Annotated in this window: 15 protein-coding genes; 7 read left to right on the top strand and 8 right to left on the bottom strand. The window is 64.8% G+C overall.

Annotation, left to right across the window (positions count from 1 at the left end; translation table 11 throughout):
• Window positions 1–117 precede the first annotated feature (117 nt).
• The gene (locus tag ACFX4F_RS05960; protein WP_380653198.1) at window positions 118–3,366 is read right to left on the bottom strand and encodes an autotransporter outer membrane beta-barrel domain-containing protein; all 3,249 of its coding nucleotides are present in this window, start codon (window positions 3,364–3,366) and stop codon (window positions 118–120) included.
• Window positions 3,367–3,691: 325 nt separating this feature from the next.
• On the opposite strand from ACFX4F_RS05960, the gene ACFX4F_RS05955 reads away from it, so the two are divergent.
• The 4 genes from ACFX4F_RS05955 (at window position 3,692) to ACFX4F_RS05940 (ending at window position 8,422) form a co-directional block, all read left to right on the top strand.
• On the top strand, window positions 3,692–6,103 hold the full coding sequence (locus ACFX4F_RS05955; RefSeq protein ID WP_380653195.1) for an autotransporter outer membrane beta-barrel domain-containing protein: 2,412 nt from the start codon (window positions 3,692–3,694) through the stop codon (window positions 6,101–6,103).
• Window positions 6,104–6,481: 378 nt separating this feature from the next.
• Window positions 6,482–7,030 carry a hypothetical protein gene (locus tag ACFX4F_RS05950; RefSeq protein ID WP_380653192.1) on the top strand — a complete coding sequence of 183 codons (549 nt, stop codon included), beginning with the start codon at window positions 6,482–6,484 and terminating at the stop codon, window positions 7,028–7,030.
• A gap of 116 nt (window positions 7,031–7,146) precedes the next feature.
• Window positions 7,147–7,542 (top strand): DUF805 domain-containing protein, encoded by a 396-nt coding sequence (locus ACFX4F_RS05945; RefSeq protein WP_099820313.1) that lies wholly within the window; start codon window positions 7,147–7,149, stop codon window positions 7,540–7,542.
• A 466-nt stretch (window positions 7,543–8,008) separates the two neighbouring features.
• Window positions 8,009–8,422 (top strand): hypothetical protein, encoded by a 414-nt coding sequence (locus tag ACFX4F_RS05940; RefSeq protein WP_099820315.1) that lies wholly within the window; start codon window positions 8,009–8,011, stop codon window positions 8,420–8,422.
• Window positions 8,423–8,532: 110 nt separating this feature from the next.
• On the opposite strand, the gene ACFX4F_RS05935 is transcribed toward ACFX4F_RS05940, so the two are convergent.
• From ACFX4F_RS05935 to ACFX4F_RS05920, 4 genes are all read right to left on the bottom strand, one after another.
• Window positions 8,533–9,450 (bottom strand): fimbrial protein, encoded by a 918-nt coding sequence (locus ACFX4F_RS05935; protein ID WP_243380133.1) that lies wholly within the window; start codon window positions 9,448–9,450, stop codon window positions 8,533–8,535.
• 59 nt (window positions 9,451–9,509) lie between these two features.
• Window positions 9,510–10,019, bottom strand: a complete 510-nt coding sequence (locus tag ACFX4F_RS05930) for a fimbrial protein (RefSeq protein WP_243380136.1) — start codon at window positions 10,017–10,019, stop codon at window positions 9,510–9,512.
• A 38-nt stretch (window positions 10,020–10,057) separates the two neighbouring features.
• A complete protein-coding gene (locus ACFX4F_RS05925) occupies window positions 10,058–12,604 on the bottom strand; it encodes a fimbria/pilus outer membrane usher protein (protein WP_380653186.1) in 2,547 nt (848 codons plus the stop codon).
• A 215-nt stretch (window positions 12,605–12,819) separates the two neighbouring features.
• Window positions 12,820–13,578, bottom strand: coding sequence for a fimbrial protein (locus tag ACFX4F_RS05920; RefSeq protein ID WP_380653249.1), 759 nt, complete (start codon window positions 13,576–13,578; stop codon window positions 12,820–12,822).
• 442 nt (window positions 13,579–14,020) lie between these two features.
• On the opposite strand from ACFX4F_RS05920, the gene ACFX4F_RS05915 reads away from it, so the two are divergent.
• The 3 genes from ACFX4F_RS05915 (at window position 14,021) to ACFX4F_RS05905 (ending at window position 15,926) form a co-directional block, all read left to right on the top strand.
• Window positions 14,021–14,533, top strand: coding sequence for a fimbrial protein (locus ACFX4F_RS05915; RefSeq protein WP_099820317.1), 513 nt, complete (start codon window positions 14,021–14,023; stop codon window positions 14,531–14,533).
• A gap of 60 nt (window positions 14,534–14,593) precedes the next feature.
• The gene (locus tag ACFX4F_RS05910; RefSeq protein WP_099820318.1) at window positions 14,594–15,316 is read left to right on the top strand and encodes a molecular chaperone; all 723 of its coding nucleotides are present in this window, start codon (window positions 14,594–14,596) and stop codon (window positions 15,314–15,316) included.
• A gap of 199 nt (window positions 15,317–15,515) precedes the next feature.
• A complete protein-coding gene (locus tag ACFX4F_RS05905; RefSeq protein ID WP_133119613.1) occupies window positions 15,516–15,926 on the top strand; it encodes a hypothetical protein in 411 nt (136 codons plus the stop codon).
• A gap of 72 nt (window positions 15,927–15,998) precedes the next feature.
• Here ACFX4F_RS05905 and thiL read toward each other — a convergent pair whose 3' ends face one another.
• The 3 genes from thiL to ribH form a co-directional block, all read right to left on the bottom strand.
• Window positions 15,999–16,961: a thiamine-phosphate kinase gene (gene thiL, locus ACFX4F_RS05900; RefSeq protein ID WP_099820320.1), complete on the bottom strand. Its 963-nt coding sequence runs from the start codon at window positions 16,959–16,961 to the stop codon at window positions 15,999–16,001.
• 126 nt (window positions 16,962–17,087) lie between these two features.
• Window positions 17,088–17,567: a transcription antitermination factor NusB gene (gene nusB / locus ACFX4F_RS05895; protein ID WP_049469504.1), complete on the bottom strand. Its 480-nt coding sequence runs from the start codon at window positions 17,565–17,567 to the stop codon at window positions 17,088–17,090.
• Complete coding sequence (gene ribH, locus ACFX4F_RS05890; RefSeq protein ID WP_025876639.1) at window positions 17,564–18,031, bottom strand: 6,7-dimethyl-8-ribityllumazine synthase; 468 nt, start codon at window positions 18,029–18,031, stop codon at window positions 17,564–17,566. The genes nusB and ribH overlap by 4 nt, the downstream gene beginning before the upstream one ends.
• Between the last annotated feature and the right edge of the window lie 99 nt (window positions 18,032–18,130).

Below are 18,130 nucleotides of genomic sequence, written 5' to 3'. Positions count from 1 at the left end.
CCGCGCTTCGCGCGGTGAGCCGAGCATGGGCGCGGCTCTACAGAGGTCCGCCCGCCGGAACGGTTGGGGTCGGAGCCCATTGCCTGCGCAATGGGATCCGACCCCGGCATTCGCCGCTTACCAGGCCATGCGCATGCCCGCCTGGCCACTCACGTTGCGGTAACCATGGTCACCGCGCTGCACGGTCATGCCACCCCACACGCCCCAGCGCTGGCCCAGCTTCAACTCGGCACCGGCCTGCACTTCATAGCGGTTGCGCGGCACATCCGCACCCAGCGTGTCACCGTTGAACTGCAACGTGCTGGTACCGCTGCTGCGCAGCCAGTTCACGCCCAGATAGGGCTGCACCACGTTACCGGCCACCGTGCTTCGGCCGAATGCGCGCACGCCCACCCGGCCGTCCAGGCCGCCTGCCTCACTACCATCGACCACCGTACCGTTGCCTTCCACATGGCGGTCGGCCCGGAAATCCACGTAGGACAGCTGCAACTGCGGCTGCAGGTACAGCGCTGACGATGCACCCTGCCACGCGTTGAAGGTATAGCCACTTTCCAGCGAGGCACTGGTCATGCGCGCGTCGTAGTTCTCGCGCTCCAGCCCGACGCCGTGCACGCGGTTGTCGAAACGTCCGACCTGCACGTTGGCATCCACGTACGCCCCCTCATCCCAGCCGCCGCTCTGCAGCCAGGTGCCGTACACGCCCACGGCACTGCCGCGCACGCGGCCCTTGGCACCATAGCCGGTCAGCTGCGAAACCACGCTGCTGTCGGCGCGGCCACTGCCCAGCATCACACCGAACACCACGTCACCGCGACGCAGCAGGTCACTGCCGATCTGCAGCACCGACGTCGAGCCATCCACGCTCAGCTGGCCGCCCACCGCGCTGAAGTCAGCCTGCTGGCGGCCCATGCGCGCCCAGGCATTCCGCCCGTCGCCACTGTTCGGTGCACCAATCCGATCGCCCAGGCGATGGGCGAACATGTTCACCGCCGCCGACTGGTTGGCCAGATAAGCTCCGGCCTCCGGGCGCAGCACCGGCGGCGGCCGGATCGGATCGACCGGATCGATGCCCTCCCCACCTTCGCCGCCCTCCCCACCTTCGCCGCCTTCGCCGCCTTCACCCGGGTCTGGGCCCGGCCCCGGATTGACTGCGCAGCCCGGCGCCGCCGGGTCGTCCTCGCAGACATCGAACCACTGCGAGCGCAGGTACCAGTTGCCATCGGTCGGGTCGGTCATGCCGCCCTGGTACAGGAAGTACTCGTACGCACCACCCACCGCGCGCCCGGTCAGGGTGTAACTTGCCAGCGATGCACCGTCCACCTCGATGAGCGGGATGCCATCCACGGTGGGCGCGCCCACACCGCCAATGTTGTTCACCGCAATCAAGGCATAACCGGAGGTATCGCCGCGCACATGCAGGTGGTCGATGGCCGAATCATCGCCGGCCAGTGCGCCCTGGAACACGAACGCCGCACCTTCGCTGTGCAGGTCGCCGTCCACGGTCAGCGTATTGAAGCGGCCACTGCCATCGGACAACGTCACCACACTGTCGCGCGCCTGCAGTTCACCGACAGTGGCGTCGCCGGTCAACGTCCACTGGCTGCCGCCTTCCAGCGCCAGGGTCTGCACCAGAGTGGACGTACCTGCCCACAGGGCGCTGTCGGCCAACCGCACATGCACGTCCGACTGCGGCACCAGTCCGGCGTCCTCGTCCTCGGGGGTGATGACGATGTCGCCGAACAGCTGCGAACGTCCTTCCAGCGCCACATCGAAGCGCCCGGCCACGGCAGCATCCAATGCGAGGCCAATGCCATTGCCGCCCGATACCACCGCGCCGTTGCGCAAGGCCAGGCCCGGGTCGCGGCTGCTGCGCAGCCACACGCCACCATGCTCGGCGCTGACCAGCGAGCCGCCGTTGATGGTCATGTGGCCGTTGTCGTTGATCACTGCCGCCCATGCACCCTTACCTTCGGTACGTACATGGGTGTTGATGAGCGTGACCTCTCCGGTGCCGCCGGCCAGCACGCCGTACGCATTGACTCCCGTGGTGCTGACCGCACTGTCGACCAGGTGCGCGCTTCCACCGAGGCGCGCGATCACACCACTGGAGCCATTGCCCACCGTTGAGATCTCGCTCGCGTCCACCTGCAGCTTCGGACGCGACCGGTTGTTGCCATCGGCATAGATGCCGTGCGCGCTCTGCCCATGCGTCCGCAGCGTGCTGTGCTGTATCTGCACCTCTCCTCCGCGAACATCCACGGCCAACCCCCGATCTCCACTGGCTTCCACATGCGAATTGCTCAGGTGCAGCGTGCTGCTGCCGGGAATCCAGATCGTGGTGCCGTTGCGGGTACTGAGCGAGCTGTTGGCGACCACACCCTGGTTGCCAGTGCCATTGAGATCCAGTGCGTGATACTCCGCGTGCACTTCGCTGTCGCGCAGATTCACCACGCCACCATTCATCACGCGGATGCCTTGGGTGGCGGCCAAGCGCGAGTTGTCGATGTTCAACTCGCCCCGCGAGGCTTCCACGGCGCGTCCGTGATCTCCAATGACCGTGATGCGGCTGTTGCTGATGTCGACTCTGCCCCCCAGGGAAACACCCGTGCCGGCGTCCCCCTCCAGTTCGATGTCCACATCGTTCAACTGCAGCGACGCGCCGATGTGCGCGGTTGCGCCGGTGAGGCTGTATCCAGTACCCGAGATGCGCGATGACACAACGTCCAGCTGCGCACCACCGGTGGCCAATGCACCACGATGTGCAGCGCCATCCAGTTCGATCTGGCTACCCTGTATCCGCGCGATTCCGCCGTTGACATAGACGCCGTGCTGACCTTGTCCGCTCAGCTGCACATGGCTGTCCCGCATCTGCAGCGCGCCGCCGTTCATGTGGATGCCATCGCCACTGGAACGGATGCCCACACGATCCAGTACTGCGCTGGCGTCGTTGAGCAGAATCCCGCGCGCGCCGCGTCCGGTCGCGTCGATCTGGGTACCGACTGCGTGCACCGTGGCGCCGGCCGCTGCAGACAGCCCGGCCGCCGACTCCCCGGTTACCAGCACACTTCCCCCCTGCAGCGTGATGGTGCTGCCAGCACCCTCAGCATGAGCGGCGTGCGCCCCACGCCCCTCAGTTGACAGATTCACCTGTCCAGCAGGAGCAATACGACCGCCATTGATGGCGTAGAACGCATGACCGGACGGATCGCCCGGCACTACCGGCAACGTGGTGCGGTAATCGCCAGCAGGCGGAAACTGCTCATCACCATCGGCCACGACCTGTTGCGCGGTCGCGGGAAGACTGGTGAGTACAGCGATCGCGAGCGCAACGGCCAAGGCGCGACGGCGGGGAATGGTGTTCTGCAAGGGGAGGCTCCGTGTAAGGCGCCGCCATGCTGGAGCCTCACCCTCGCTGTCACCATCGAATACATTGCAAGGCAACTGCGGCGAAATGTCGCAGTGCTGGACGACGCCTGAAGCGATGCCGGGTGTTGAGCACGCTTTGCAACTTTTTGCATGGGATGGCTGCGCGTTGGCGGTGACACTGCGGCCAACAAAGACACGTGCTATCGCTTTAAGTCCCTATCCTCACGGGATTTTCACGGCAACGGGGGCTATACGGCTCCTGACCTGAATACGCTTGGGCCGTTGTGGTGGCGCGTGTCTCCCTCCCTGACACAAGGATTCATCCATGAAGCTCGCCGCCGATACCCGTTCAACCTGCGGGCCCACCGTGCGCCCCCTCCTCCGCAGCCTGCTGGTCGCGCTGGCAACCCTGCCCGCAGCCACTGTGATGGCGGGCGATCTTGATGGTCAGACCGCGGAAGTCGTCGCCGGCGATGCGATCGAGGCGTGGCGATTGATTAATGGTTCACGCCTGAGCGTCAACGGTGGCCAGACCGAACAGATTCAGGCGGACGACACCTCGCAGGTCTTTCTGGACAATGCGCAGGTAACCCGCTCTGGCAACCAGACCGCCGCCATCCAGCTGTGGGAACAATCCTCGCTCGACGCCAATGCGTCCAGGATCAACGGTGAAGTGGTGCTGAGAGGCGGCAGCACCTCGCTTACCCTCAAGAACAGCGTCATTCGCGTGACGGCCGCAGAGTTGGATGCGGGCGCTCAAGCATCGGTGGGAATCGGTCTGTCTCAGGGAATCGACATCAGTACGAGAGACACCCCTTATGCCTTGGTCGACAACACCTCCATCTACGTGGACGATGTCGCTGCGCCCGCTCGCCCCCACCTCAGCGGGCTCGGGGTGCGTCTGTTGGTGGGCCAGATGGACATCGTCAACGGCTCCCATGTCACTGCCGCCAACGCGGGCGCCGTGCTGTGGGGCGAGCGAAATGGCGACGGTCTGCTGCGCCTGCATGTCAACAATTCCACCCTGCAGTCCGGTCGAGGTGCCGCCATCTGGGTGATGCCCAGGTTCGACAACACCTACGACATTGCCGCGCTCAATGGCAGCCACCTGATTGCAGGTGATGGCAACCTGCTATTGGTCAGTGCAGCTGGCGTTGCGTCCAACGGGCGTACAGACGTGGACTTCACGGTCGATGATTCGCGCCTGATCGGCAACGTCAGCTTCGACCCAACTACGGTGACCAACGGTACGTTGGATGTTGCCCTGCGCAACAGCGCACAGATCGATGGCCGTTTCATCAACGTCACCAGCGCCACCATCGACACCGATAGCGCCTGGCTGATGACCGGCGACAGCAACGTCGGCCACCTCACCCTGGGCAGCACCGGTACCGTGGCGCTGGGCGATGGCAGCCGCTTCAACACCCTCAGCGTGGATACCTTCACCGGCAATGGCGGCACGCTGGCCTTCAACACTGTGCTGGGCGATGACAACTCGGCCACCGACAAGCTGATCATCGCCGGCGATGCCAACGGCCAGGCCAACGTGCGCGTGCACAACGCAGGCGGGTCTGGCGCGAAGACCGACAAGGGCATCGAACTGATCCGCGTGGGCGGTGCATCCAACGCGCAGTTCGACCTGCAGGGTCGCGCGGTTGGCGGCCAGTACGAGTACTTCCTGTTCAAGGATGCGACCAACGGCGGCTGGTACCTGCGTTCGGAACTGGCGACCACGCCGGACCCGTGCATGGCCGACCCAACCCTGCCGCAGTGCAAGCCGATCGTCGATCCGATCGACCCGATCGATCCGATCACCCCGATCCCGGTGCTGCGTCCAGAAGCGGGCGCCTACCTGGCCAACCAGTTCGCCATGGACCAGCTGCTGCGTCATGGCTGGCGTGACCGCCAGGGCGGCGCCGCTGCGGCCGATGGCGTCCGTGGCTGGGCCCGTGTTGACGCTACGCAGAGCAAGCTGGGTGCAGTGGATGACCAGTTGGACCTGCGCGTGGACCGCTCGCGCCTGCAGTTGGGTGCGGACCTGGGTGTGTTCGACAACGGTCGTGGCCGTGTGGGCGTGATGGGTACCGTCGCGCAGTCCAGTGCAACTTCGCGTTCGCAGCTGACCGGTTACAGCGCACGCGGCAAGGTGGAAGGCGGTGCGCTGGGTGTGTACGGCAACTGGAACAGCGATGCGCTGTATGTGGATGCCAGCGTGCAGCGCGGCCAGTTCCGCAACCGTGTACAGGGCGAAGGCCTGGCCGAAGAGCGCTATGACTCGGATCTGTGGCAGTCGTCGCTGGAAGCAGGTTACCGCATCGGCATCGGTGCGATCGGCAGCACCGCGCTGAGCCTGCAGCCGGAGCTGCAGCTGGTCTACACCGACACCAATACCGATCGCCACGAAGAAGCCAACGGCACCGTGGTGCGCAGCCTGGGCGACAGCGGCCTGTCTGGCCGTGTGGGCCTGCGCCTGCAGGGCGATGGCCACAGCGCTGCCGGCGCCTCGGTCAGCCCCTACGTGGTGGCCAACTGGTATCGCGATGGCGCCAGCAACGGCATGGCCTTTGACGATGAAGCGTTGAAGGCCAGCGTGCCGCGCAACCGCTACGAGTTGAATGCCGGTGCACGCGTGGACTTCCGTTCGGGCCTGAGTGCCTGGGGTGGCTTCGGCGTGATGCGCGGCGATCATGGTTATCGCGAAGCGACTGCCAACCTGTCGGTGGCGTACACCTGGTAATGAAACGAAAACGGCGCCGGAGCAATCCGGCGCCGTTCTCGTATCTCATCACCGGACTTGGATTGAAAGGCCCTCAGGCAATTTCCTGCCGACGGAGAGCCATGCTTTCCTTAATGATCCCACGACGTCATCGTTTCGCCCGTAGCGATCCTCCCCGACGCGTGAAAGAGGCCCTAACTCATTGCCCGCCTCCTGGAATGCCCACGATTCAACCGCGACAACAACCCGCTGTCGCTTTTGACCTTGAGCGCCGCACGTCTTCGCTCATAGACTCCCGGCCCACTGGATGCCGGAGCGCAGAGTCGTGCATCACAGCACCCTTTTGTCCATCTGACCACGCCAGGCTTCAGCCATCTTCCCTAGCCATTGGTACCTCACATGAAATGCGCGATCAGCCTACTCCTGCTCCTATCCATTGGCCTTCTTACGGCATGCGATGCCCGCCCACATACGCGCGGCTACATTTATCCAAATGACCGCTATCTGGAGGAAAACGTAGCGAAGTGGAACAGCACGGTCGGCACGGTGAACACGTGGAAAGACGGCCCATGGGCGGAGGAGTTCCATGAAGCAATTGATAACGGGGATGACCTCTCCAAGTTTCGCTTTCGACTGCAGAATGCACACAAGGACGTCGTCGAGAGGCGTACAGCTGCAGAACGCATGACACATCGCTCCGAGGCAGCTGATCTGCACCAGCATCTGCTCACATCACTGCATAGCGTCGAAGACATGTTCTCGATCATGGTGACCATGGCAGAGCTTCCAGAAGGCTACGCCACTGAACAATCCGCATCGATTCTTGCTCGTTTGGAACCCGCCATCGAGCGCATGGATGCAGATCTACAGAAGCTGAGTGACGCCCAAGACGCCTTTGCCAAGTCAGAGAAAATCCAGCTTACGACAAGCGCCCCCACCAGTCGCTAGACCCGATTCGTCAGCCGACGCGAAGTACTGAAGACGGGTCAACTTGCAACTTGTTGTATCGCACACGCCAGACAGGCTCGATACGCTCGGCGACCGGCCCATCATCCAATCTCAATATGATCAGTCTTGCACTACGTCCCTTCCGTCTTTTCGCCCGTTTCAAAGGGCGATCATCACGACGCGAGTTCTGGCTCTTCTTCCTTCTTCAGGTCATGGTTAGCGTGTCGATCATCGCTATCGCCGCATACACCTCCCGCCGACTTCCGCCTGCGCCCTTGGGAGAAGGCATGCGATTGAACGACCTGCTTGCATACGTTTGGTTTGGCTACATCGTTCTCAGCCTCGTCCCGTTCTACGCGCTTGTCGCACGCAGATTTCGGGATCTCGGGCAATCTGGGTGGATGTGCCTTACGTTGATGATCCCTGCACTCGGACCCGCCTTTGTACTGCTTCAAATGCTTCGCCCTGGCCAGGAAGGCGACAACCTCTATGGACCTGCGCCGGGCTGTTGAGTTGAGAGCCTTTGGCACGCTGCGCGATGCCGATGCGACCATCGAGCACTGAATGCCCCTTCTGCCTGATAGGAGTTAAGGACGCTGCGCGAATGCTGACGCAATCGCCTCACTCTGCATGGCCTCGCTGCGTGTACATCCAGATTGAAACAATTTTGAATTTGAAACTTGTCTGATTGGTATCACAGCGCTTCCGTGCACATCATGATGCGCCACCGACAACGGGTGGCACGGGCTTGCAATCCCGTTTGGCAACTCTGTTGTTTACGCTTGCCTGTCGGCGTCGCCCCTTCCTTGTTGGGCGGCGTCGGCAGGCAATCCGTCCGTGCCCTATGGCGGGCGGTGCGTGGGGGCCTCGTGCCCGCCGGCGTTTCGCAGAGTCGCCACCGGTATTGCAACCACGCACCGTCCGCCGCCCTCGCCCAGTGCGAGGGCGGCCCCTTGCTTCGCACTCAAGGACGCCGCCATGACTTCTTCGCTCTATCCCTACCTCTTCGCCACCCTCGGCGATGCCGTCGAACGCCTGCCGGATGACCTGGCAAAAGCACTGGAAACCACCTTGGGCAGCACGATGGGCGCCCACGCTGACGAAGGCATCACCCTGCTCGGCTGCCTGCAGCGCATTCGCCACGTGGAAGCCGCCGACGGGCGACCTTGGCCCTGGAAAGCCCGCAATCAGGGTCATGGCATCGCGATGGCCCGCCTCGACCGCGCCAATGCCGGGCTGACACTGCTGCTGGAACTGCTGCACGCCATCGAGCGCGTGCGCGTGGATGGCGATGAGGATCAGCAGGTGGGCGATGACGTGCGCGAGGGGTTGCTGCTGGCCTGCCGTGGGCTGGCCGAGTATGTGGATGTGCAGTTGCGGGAAGCCGTGTAACGCCGAGCCATGCTCGGCTGCTATTCATCATGGCTTTTGGAATGCCGGCGAGCCATGTATGCAGACGAGCATGCGGCTCGACGCTGCAGCCGCAGATCAGGCGCGTTCCATTACCAGTAGTCCACGTTCAATACAGCCTCGCCTTTGATCAACCCAGGCTTCAAGTCGTCCGCCAGCCGAATGTATCGCGCCGTGTAGTCGAACGTATGCACGCCACCTCCACCGGGGTTGAAGAACCAGGGCCTACCCAACTGGACCTCGCTTCCACCGCTCAACAGCTGCACAGCCACACCCTTCGCTGTGGAATCCGACGTCGGGGTGAGCACACTTCCGGCATTGCTGGAGTCATGCGTATCCGTCAGTACGATATCCGCGCGCGGAATCACAACACCGCAGTCCATCAAGAGCGACACCGACTTCTCCCGCGCGGTGTCGCCAGGATCACGCAGTTCGGCGATCGACACATCCTGCAGCACTTCCGAAACATCCTGCATGCGGCAGGTCGTCGGCGGGAAACGCATATCGATGCTGATCGGCACGGCACCCACCAGCGACGGGAACAGCGGCGCACTCAACTGCATTGATACGTTGGTCTGGAAATCCTCCATCCTGCTGCCCCGGCTGAGTACGAACAGCATTGGAACCGCATTTCTTGGGCCAGCCCCAAAATGGATGGCGTTTGGACCAAGGCGCAAAGGGCGGAGGGTATCTCCGAAGAATCCAAACCCTATCAACGCCGAGTTTGGGCCGGTCTCGTAGAGAGGCAAGCGTCCCTCCACCGGCCAGGCGGTGAAATCGAAATCCATGACCCAGCGCAGATCCGCTCCTTGCAGGTCTACCGTCAATTCGAGCGGGGCTGTGTTGGGACATCCATTGAAGGACACATTCGTGCCTTCGTCCCAGATCATGCGGATGGTGTCGGAGTAGCCCGGCCTGTCACGGTCAACGATGATCGGCGCCTGCACCGTGGCGGTGCAGGCCTGCGCCATTCCTGCAACGGCCATCACCCCCACTACCGCCGAGATCATTCTTGTCAAACAGCGGTGGCCGCCACGCGGTTGCACACGATGGGCATCCACATGCGCTATCACTCGTAATCCGCCGTCACCACGATTTCAGTCTGCACCGCACCTGCGCTCACCCCCGCCACGGCCGGCAGGTAGTAGCCGGCCCGCAGCGGGTAACTGGCCGTCGCACCACTCACCACGACCTCGATGCCGGTGTCACCGTTCTTCAGATAGGTACTGCCTGAAGCACCGGCCAGCAACGCGACCGAAACACCATCGGCCGGATCGGCGGCAGCGGTGTTCTTCCAGCGTTCGGCGTCGCTATCGGCCGCAGTACCTGCGAAAGACAGCGTGGCCTTGCCCACGCCCACGCAGCCGGTGAAGTCCAGGCTGCCGGCTTTGAGCTTGTTGTCGCCCTGCACCAGCTCATCGGCCTTGATCGGATCGAGTGCGATGGCCGGAGCCGCCAACGTACAGGTGCCCGGCAGCACACGGCCGGTGATGGTGAGTGTGGCCTGGTCGGCGAATGCGGTCGAAGCGCCCATGCACAGCGCAGCGGCAGTTGCCAGCTGAAGGAAGGAACGGGACATGCGGAAACTCCTGTGAGCGATGAAAGGGAAAACGGGAATCACGGAGCGGTGCGCTCGGCCGCTTCTGGCGCGCCCACCTGCAGGCTCTCCGGCGGCTGCGGCTGCGGCACGCACACGGCCTGGCTCCACGACAGCCCGTAGGCGTCCGGCGCATCGGGCATGCGGTAGTCGATGCGGCAGCGTCGCTTGCCATCGGGGTCGACGATCAACGCGCCACTGTCCTGTGCACCCCGCAGCTGGATCACCCCGCCCTGCCCCACTGCGCCGGCCGGCGTGCCGTCTTCGGTCTGCACCACGGCCGCAAACGGCAGCGGCTGGCCCAGCGCGTCGGTGGCGTCGATGAACAGCGTGCGCTCGCGGCGCACCTGGAACGGCACGCGCACGATGCCACCGGCGGTGGGCGCCACGCGCTGTGAGGTCTGCAGCAGCTCCACCTCGATCGGCAGGCCCGAGGGGTCCAGGTCAATGGTGTTCCAGCGATAGGGGCTGATGTGCGGCAGCAGCGCATAGCCGTTGCGCGCCACGCGCAGGTCGGTACTGCTGCCGATGCGTGCCCCCTGCGCACCCGGCGCCTGCACCAGCGCGAAGCCCTCGCCCACCGGTGCGCCCAGGTTGAGACCACCGCCATGCAACACCACGCTGCCGGAAGCACCCAGCGACAGGCTGCGGTAGTCGCCGCTGCGGCTGTAGCCGGCATTGAGATTGCCACCGCTGCCCTGCCAGGCGGCATAGGCACTGTGGCTGCTCTGTCCGTTGCCCTGTGCACCGGACAGGCTGTAGCTGAGCGCACGTGACTCACCCAGGCTGCCGCTGATGCCCAGCTGCGACTGCCGCCCACTGTCGGCCTGGCTGAGCTGGGTGCTGGCACGCGGCGCGTTGGCACTGCGGCCCAGCGGCACGCTGAGGGTGAACGCGTAGCGGGTGTCCTGGCGCCCATCGCCCAACCGATAGCGCAGGGCGGACACGCCATAGTTGACCCGCCCCAGCGTGCTCTGGAAGCCCAGCTGGAAATCGTTGCGGCGTCGGGCACTGTCCCAGTACGCCACGTGGCCGCCGCTGAGATACAGGTTGCTGCGCTGCCCCACCTTCTGCGAGAAGTTCACCTGGTAGCGCTGGCGGGCGCGCTGGCCGTAACCCCAGTCGTCGTTCTGCGCACGTGCCACGTCGTTGAGGCTGAGGAACCCGCGCGTACTGTAGCGGTACGCGGCCAGGCCGAAGTTGGTGCCGGTGCTGGCCACGTAGCGCTGGTAGTTCAGGCGGAAGCTGTTGCCGGTGACCGTCTCGCTACCGCGCAGGCGGGCGCGCGAGTGGGTGACATCGGCACCGAACGCACCGATGGCCGTGTTGACCGCGGCACCGGCGAGCAGCGCGCGATAGTCCTCGCCCAGCTGCGCGCCACCCAGCACGGTGAGCCGATTGTTGACGCCGCGCGCATAGGTGCCTTCGGTGAAGCGCAGCGTCTGCAGCGTGTTACCGGTGTCGCGCAGCTCACCGGCGGTGACCGCGAAGCGCGACGACCCGGCGCGCAACGCCTGCGGCACGGCGGAGAAGTTGACGCTGAAGCGCTGCACGCGGCCATCGGCTTCGGTGACGCTGACGTCCAGGTCGCCGCCAAAGTTGGTGGGGTACAGATCCTCGATGGAGAACGGACCGGGCGCCACGTTGCTCTCGTGGATGATGTTGCCGTTCTGGCGGATGGTGACCACCGCGTTGCCTTCGGCGATGCCCTGCACCACCGGTGCATAGCCACGCAGCGAGTCGGGCAGCATGCGTTCGTCGCTGGCCACACGCACGCCGGTGAACGGCACGCTCTCAAACAGCTCGCCACCCGTGTTGCCCTGGCCCAGCAGCAGCTGGCTGTTCCAGCGCGGAATGTCGCGCTGCAGATGGCTGCTGATGACGTCGTGGCGGCTGCCTTGGCTGCCCTGGGTGAACGATGCGCGGTGGCGCAGGCGCCAAGCGCCGAGGTTCAGGCCCGCCTGCATGCCGAGGTAGCTACTGTCTCTGCCCTGGCTGCGGTAATGGTTGGCGCTGTAATCGATGAAGGCAGCGGTGATGCCGTCGTCGCGCAGTTCCGGCGCCACGAAGCCGCGCGCGGCGATGGCTTGCGCCGCTTGCGGAATGCTGAGGGACAACTGTAGTTCGCCGCTGTCGAAGGTGGTGCTGGCGCCCTCCACCAGCGCTGGCAGATCCACGCAGGTGTTTTCCTCGGCCGGCAGTGCCTCCAGGAACGCAGGCTTCAACGGCAACCCGCGCACCAGCACGGGTGACAGGCAGGCCACGGCAATCTGCGGATCGTCTTCGATGACGAAACGGATGTCCTGGCTGCGCAAGTACTCGCCGTTCACGTGCACGTCCACCGCGTAGTCGCCGGCCGGCAACGGATTGCCGTTGGCGTAGCGCGCCATGTCGATGGCTTCGCCGCCGATCAGGAAGCCTTCGCTGAATTCCATGGCGCCCGCGGGCGTTGCCGTTGCCAATGCAGGTGCGCTGGCCAGCAGGGCGCAGGTGATTGCCTGGGCAAGACAGTGGATGGGGAACGTGGCACGGCGGGGCGCTGCAGGGTTCGCGGTGGGCGACTTCATCGAGGACGATAGCCGGTGCCGAAGCAGCGGCATGAGGAAGGGGAACCGCAGGCTAGAGGCTGCAGCACATGCTCCCCATCCAAAAAGTTGCAGATCGCGTCGGACATCGTCGCATTGCAACTCGTTCGATGTGCGAGCCCCACGGAGCCGACGACACTGTGGGCACTTGCACAGTACAAGCAACGGGCATGTACCCTGCACCACGGCGTCGTTCGTCATCGGTAGTCGGCGGTGAGCACCGCCTCCCCTTTCACCAGTCCTGGCACCAGCGGATCGACCGTGCGCAGATAGCGCGCACTGAACGGGATGGCCTGCTGGCCCTTGCTGGACCAGCCGTGCGGCCACGCCTGGCCGAACTGCACCGGCTGGCCACCGCGCAGCAGCTGCACCTGCACACCGCCAGCGGTAGCGCCGGGAGCGGGTGCGAGCTGGCCGTTGCTGCTGCCTGGGCCATTCGCGTCGGCCAGCGACAGCTGCACGTCGATGTTGTCCATCGGGCAGTTCATCGCGACGTCGAAGCTGGATTCCTTCGCATCGCTGCCGCTGACGGCGAGCTCGTTGGCGAGTACGTCGTCCAAGGTGTGGGACGCATTGGCGAGGGTGCAGGTGACGGGGGGGACCGTGAACTCCACCGTGAAGGAATGCCGGAATGGATTGGCCGGATTACTTGCCGGCCACGTCTCTACCGTACCCAGGAATGAGCGAGGCACGCTCTCCATCGCACCACCGCGGAAGAAGATCCGCAGCTGTATGTAGTGCTCGATTGTCGATGCCGAGGTGAGCGACGTGCCTGGATTCCGGTTGAGCATTCCGTTGCGCAATGGAATGGACGAGAGAGAGCCTCCGGAACCACTGGAACCGCGCACGCCGTGCAGGAAGATCACCAACGGCGAGCGTGGACCCAGACTGTAAGCGGGAACTGACTGCCCAGCGTAGGAAATATCACGCTCATAGGCGAGCCCCGAGAGGTTCATGCTCACCAGGAACTCCTCCTGTCCGGGCGGACACTGGTAGGAATCTGGGAGCGTTGCACCCCCTCCAGCAAAGTGCTGATCAGGCCGATCAAGGTTGGGAACCGTCCGGACAAGCTCATCGACCCGATCGTCGAGCAAGAGTCGAACACACGCGGCGGCGGTTCCACCGGTGATTCCGAGCAGCATTGTTGCTGAAGCCAATACCCGAAGCCCTGCTGAAAGGGAAGGCGGAGTCCACACGGCGATTCCTTCGGCAACCAGTCAAGGCGACGCAGTCTATGCAGCGCCACGTCCGCATCCCATGGGATTAATTGCAATTGGCGAACATCAACGCGCTTTTGCAACTAATTTCATTCCGCAGCTGGAGGCACGCATCGAAACTGGCCACGCTGCCTGCCCTGGGCGGTCATTGCGTGTCTTCATTCCACTAACGAGAACTGTCATGTCCCTGACGCTCCGTCTGCTGTCCCTTTCCATCCTCGCCGTTGCGGCGCCCTCGGTGTCCGCCGAATCGCTGGAAATCACCGGTGAACTGACGACCTCCACCTGTTCGGTGGGCTCCACCGGCGGCACCATCACCGTGCCGATGGGCAAGGTCGATCTGGCCTCGGTCAACGCCAGTGCCCGCGCCGGCCAGAAGAACTTCACCATCGCCCTGGACTGCTCCGGCTCGGGTGCGTCGCAGGACGTAGGTGTGCGCTTCGGCGGCACGCCCGACGGCAGCACCGGCAATCTGGCACTGACCGCAGCCTCGACCGCCACCAACGTGGGCGTGGCGTTGTATGACGCCGTCGGCAACCAGCAGAAGATCGGCGAGGACCCGGCCGTGTGGGTGACCATCGCCGCCGGTGGCAGCGGCCAGCTGGACTACAGCGCGTGGTACGCCTCGCCGGCTACCAATGCCACCGCTGGCACCGCCAATGCCTCGGGCGACTTCGTGGTGCTCTACAAGTAATCCGCTTCCGGCAGGCCAGCACCACGCTGTGCTGGCCTGCACCTTTCAATGAGGTTGACCATGAAACTCCGCGCCATGACGTGGGTATGCGCGCTTCTGGCCGTGTCGGTGGCGCTGCCGGCATCGGCTGCGGTGACACTGCAGGGCACGCGCATCGTGCACGACGCCAGCAAGGGCCGCGACGTAACGGTCAAGGCCAGCAACGTGGGTGAATTGCCGGCGATGACCCAGGTCTGGATCGACGACGGCGACAGCCAATCGCGCCCGGAGAACGTACGCACGCCGTTCCGGCTGACACCGGCCGAGCCACGCCTGCTGCAGCCGAAGCAGGGCCAGGCATATCGCGTCACCTATGCACCGCGCCCGTCGGAGGCACCGCTGCCAACCGATCGCGAATCGGTGTTCTATTTCAATCTGCTGGACATTCCGCCCAAGCCCAGCGATGCCAGTGGCAAGAACCTGTTGCAGTTCGCAGTGCGTACGCGGGTGAAGCTGTTCCATCGCCCCGCCGGGCTGCCGGGCAATGCACGCGACGCAGCGGCCACGCTGCAGTGGTCTGCCGATGGTGATGCGCTGCAGGTGCGCAACCCGAGTGCGTACCACGTGACGCTGAGCCGACTGACGCTGCCGGATGGTCGCCAGATCGAGGTGGACATGCTGGCTCCGGGGACCCAGCAGACGTTGTTGCTGCCCGCTGGCAGCACGATGCCGGCTTCGGTGACGTTCCAGTGGCTGGACGACTACGGCACCCCGCGCGACCTGGATGCGAAGGTGTCTTCATGATGCGGGCGTACGCGGTCCACGGCCACATGTTTGATACGCAGCAACAGCGTCGTACTGCCGGCGCTACCGGTAGCTGTGACCGCAGCCTGCATCGGCATGTGCGGGCCGGGGATCACTCCAGGCAGCATCGGCGGCACTGCATTGCTGCAAGCAGGTTCCGCAGCAGTGGCACTGCTGCCCTTTCGTGGAGAATATCGACATGAGCCGAACCAGGTTTCCGAATGTGATCGCCGCACTTGGCGATGATGCCGCACGCCTGCCGCATGACCTGGCGCCGAAGCTGGAAGATGCTCTCAGCGCCGTTCGCGCGAACCAGCCACGCGATGTGGCGGCCCTGCCGAGCGGACTGCGCTGCACCTGCGAAGCAGAGATCAGCAACGAACCGTCGTGGTTGGAACGGCCGCTACCGCAAAGCCGATGCACGGCACTGGCGCGTGCGGATCGTGCAGCCTCGGGGCTGACCACGTTGCTGGAAATCCTGCATGCCGCAGAACGCGCGCGGATGACCGCCGACAGCGACGCGCAGATCGGCGACGGCCTGCACCGAGGGCTGCTGCAGGCCTGCTGTGAGCTGGCGGTGTATGTGGATGTGCAGCTGCGGGCGGCGTAGTGCATTTACGCTGGGCCGTTCCGGGCACCATCCACGCATGGCGTGGATCTACTCCTTGGTGCCCGGCGCCTGTCAGGCGAAGTGCTCGTAACCACTCGGGCCGTCGTGGCCTTCGGTATGCACGCCCTGCCCTTCCATGATGCGGCCGATGCGGGTGATCGGCAGATCCAGCGATTCGGCAACGAAGTGCAGCGCGTCGCGCTGGTCGGCGGCGGCGGTGAAGCACAGTTCGTAATCGTCGCCGCCGTGCAGCGCGCACTCACGTGCAGCATCGCGGCCCAGCAGTTCGCGCAGCGCCGCTGACATCGGCAACGCATCGGCATCGACTTCGGCGCGCACGCCGCTGCGTGCCGCGATGTGGCCAAGGTCGGCCAGCAACCCATCGGAGATATCCACGGCGGCATGCGCGAATGCACGCAGGCGCAGGCCGAGGGTGACGCGCGGGGTGGGACGCAGCAGGCGCAGGCGCAGGGTTTCGTAGTCGGCCAGCAGCGTGGCGGCGGTCACGTTCAATGCGCCCTGCTGCCACAGGCGCAGCGCACCGGCAGCGTCGCCGAGGGTGCCGCTGACCCAGATGTCATCGCCAATCTGTGCGCGATCACGACGCAGTGCCTGGCCGCGTGACACCTGCCCCATCGCGGTGACCGACAGCGACAGCGGGCCACGCGTGGTGTCGCCACCAATCAGGGCGATGTCGTGCTGGTCGGCCAGTGCGAAGAAACCATCGGCGAACGCCTCGATCCAGTCTTCGCTGGCCTCGGGCAGTGACAGCGCCAGCGTGCACCACGCCGGGCGCGCGCCCATCGCAGCGAGGTCGGACAGGTTGACGGCCAGCGTCTTCCAGCCGATGTCGAATGCCGGGGTTTCGGCCGGGAAATGCACGCCGCTGTTGAGCGTGTCGGCGGTGACCACCAGCTGTTCATTCGGGCGCGGCTGCAGCAGTGCGGCGTCGTCACCGATGCCGAGCACGATGTCGTCGCGCTCGACGGTGCGGGCGCGGATGCGGTCGATGAGGGTGAATTCGGCCAGGGACATGGGGGCGTTCTGCTTTCTTGTAGAGCCGAGCGATGCTCGGCTGCAGTTGGATCACGCGCCGCACTGCCGGACGCAACCGTGCGCTGCACGGTGAGCCGAGCATGGCTCGGCTCTACAGGAATCGGGTCAGTGACCCGATTCGACCTTGCGCCATTCCACGGCGGCACGATCCAGCACGCCGTTGACGTAGGTGTGGCCATGTTCGGAACCGAAGCGCTTGGCCGATTCGATGGCTTCGTTGATGACCACGCGGTACGGCACGTCCAGGCGGTAACGCAGTTCGTAACCGGCCAGGCGCAGCACGGCGCGTTCGATCGCGTCCACTTCGTCGATGCTGCGGTCCAGGTACGGGCCGAAGGCTTCGTCGATGTCGCGACGGTTGTCGAGCACGCCATGCACCAGCGCTTCGAAGTACGCCAGGTCAGCGATTTCGCGGGCCTGCTCGTGGGCGAACTGGGCGATCAGCGACTGGCCGTTGCCGCCGGAGATCTGCCAGGCGTAGATGGCCTGCACGGCACGACGGCGCGCGCGCGAGCGCAGCACCGGATCGATGCCATCGCGGCGGACGGGTTTACCGGAGGGCTTGCCCTGGGTGTTCTTGTTCATGGCAGCTGCTCCAGAAGGTTGACCATTTCCAATGCGGCGAGTGCGACTTCCTCGCCCTTGTTGCCGTGGCTGCCGCCTGCGCGGGCCTCGGCGTCTTCCACGCGTTCCACCGCCAGCACGCCGTTCAGCACCGGCACGCCGAAGTCCAGCTGCACGCGCATCAGGCCTTCGGCACAGCGGTCGGCCACGTGTTCGTAGTGGCGCGTGTCGCCGCGGATCACGCAGCCCAGGGTGAGGATGGCGGCGTGTTCGTGGGCGGCGGCCAGGCGCGCGGCCACCAGCGGCAGTTCCCAGGCACCCGGCACGCGGATCACGTCGATGTTGGCTTCGGCAATGCCGTTGCCGGCCAGGCTCTGGCGGGCGCCAGCGACCAGCACGTCGGTGATGCGGGCATTCCAGCGGCTGGCCAGGATGGCGAAGCGCGCCGATTCGGGAGTGCGAAGATCGCCTTCGTAGTGGCTCATATGCGGCTTGGGATTCGATTAAGGGGTAATTCTACCGTGGATGGGCCACGGCCGTGCTTGGCGGGGGCCTGGGGGCGTGCCGACCAACGGTCGGCACCC

Origin of the sequence: Stenotrophomonas sp. YIM B13575 (genome assembly GCF_042787595.1) — a bacterium.
GTDB classification, from domain to species: domain Bacteria; phylum Pseudomonadota; class Gammaproteobacteria; order Xanthomonadales; family Xanthomonadaceae; genus Stenotrophomonas; species Stenotrophomonas lactitubi_B.
The sequence above is the reverse complement of the archived record's forward strand: the minus strand, read 5'-3'. Positions and strand labels throughout refer to the sequence as shown.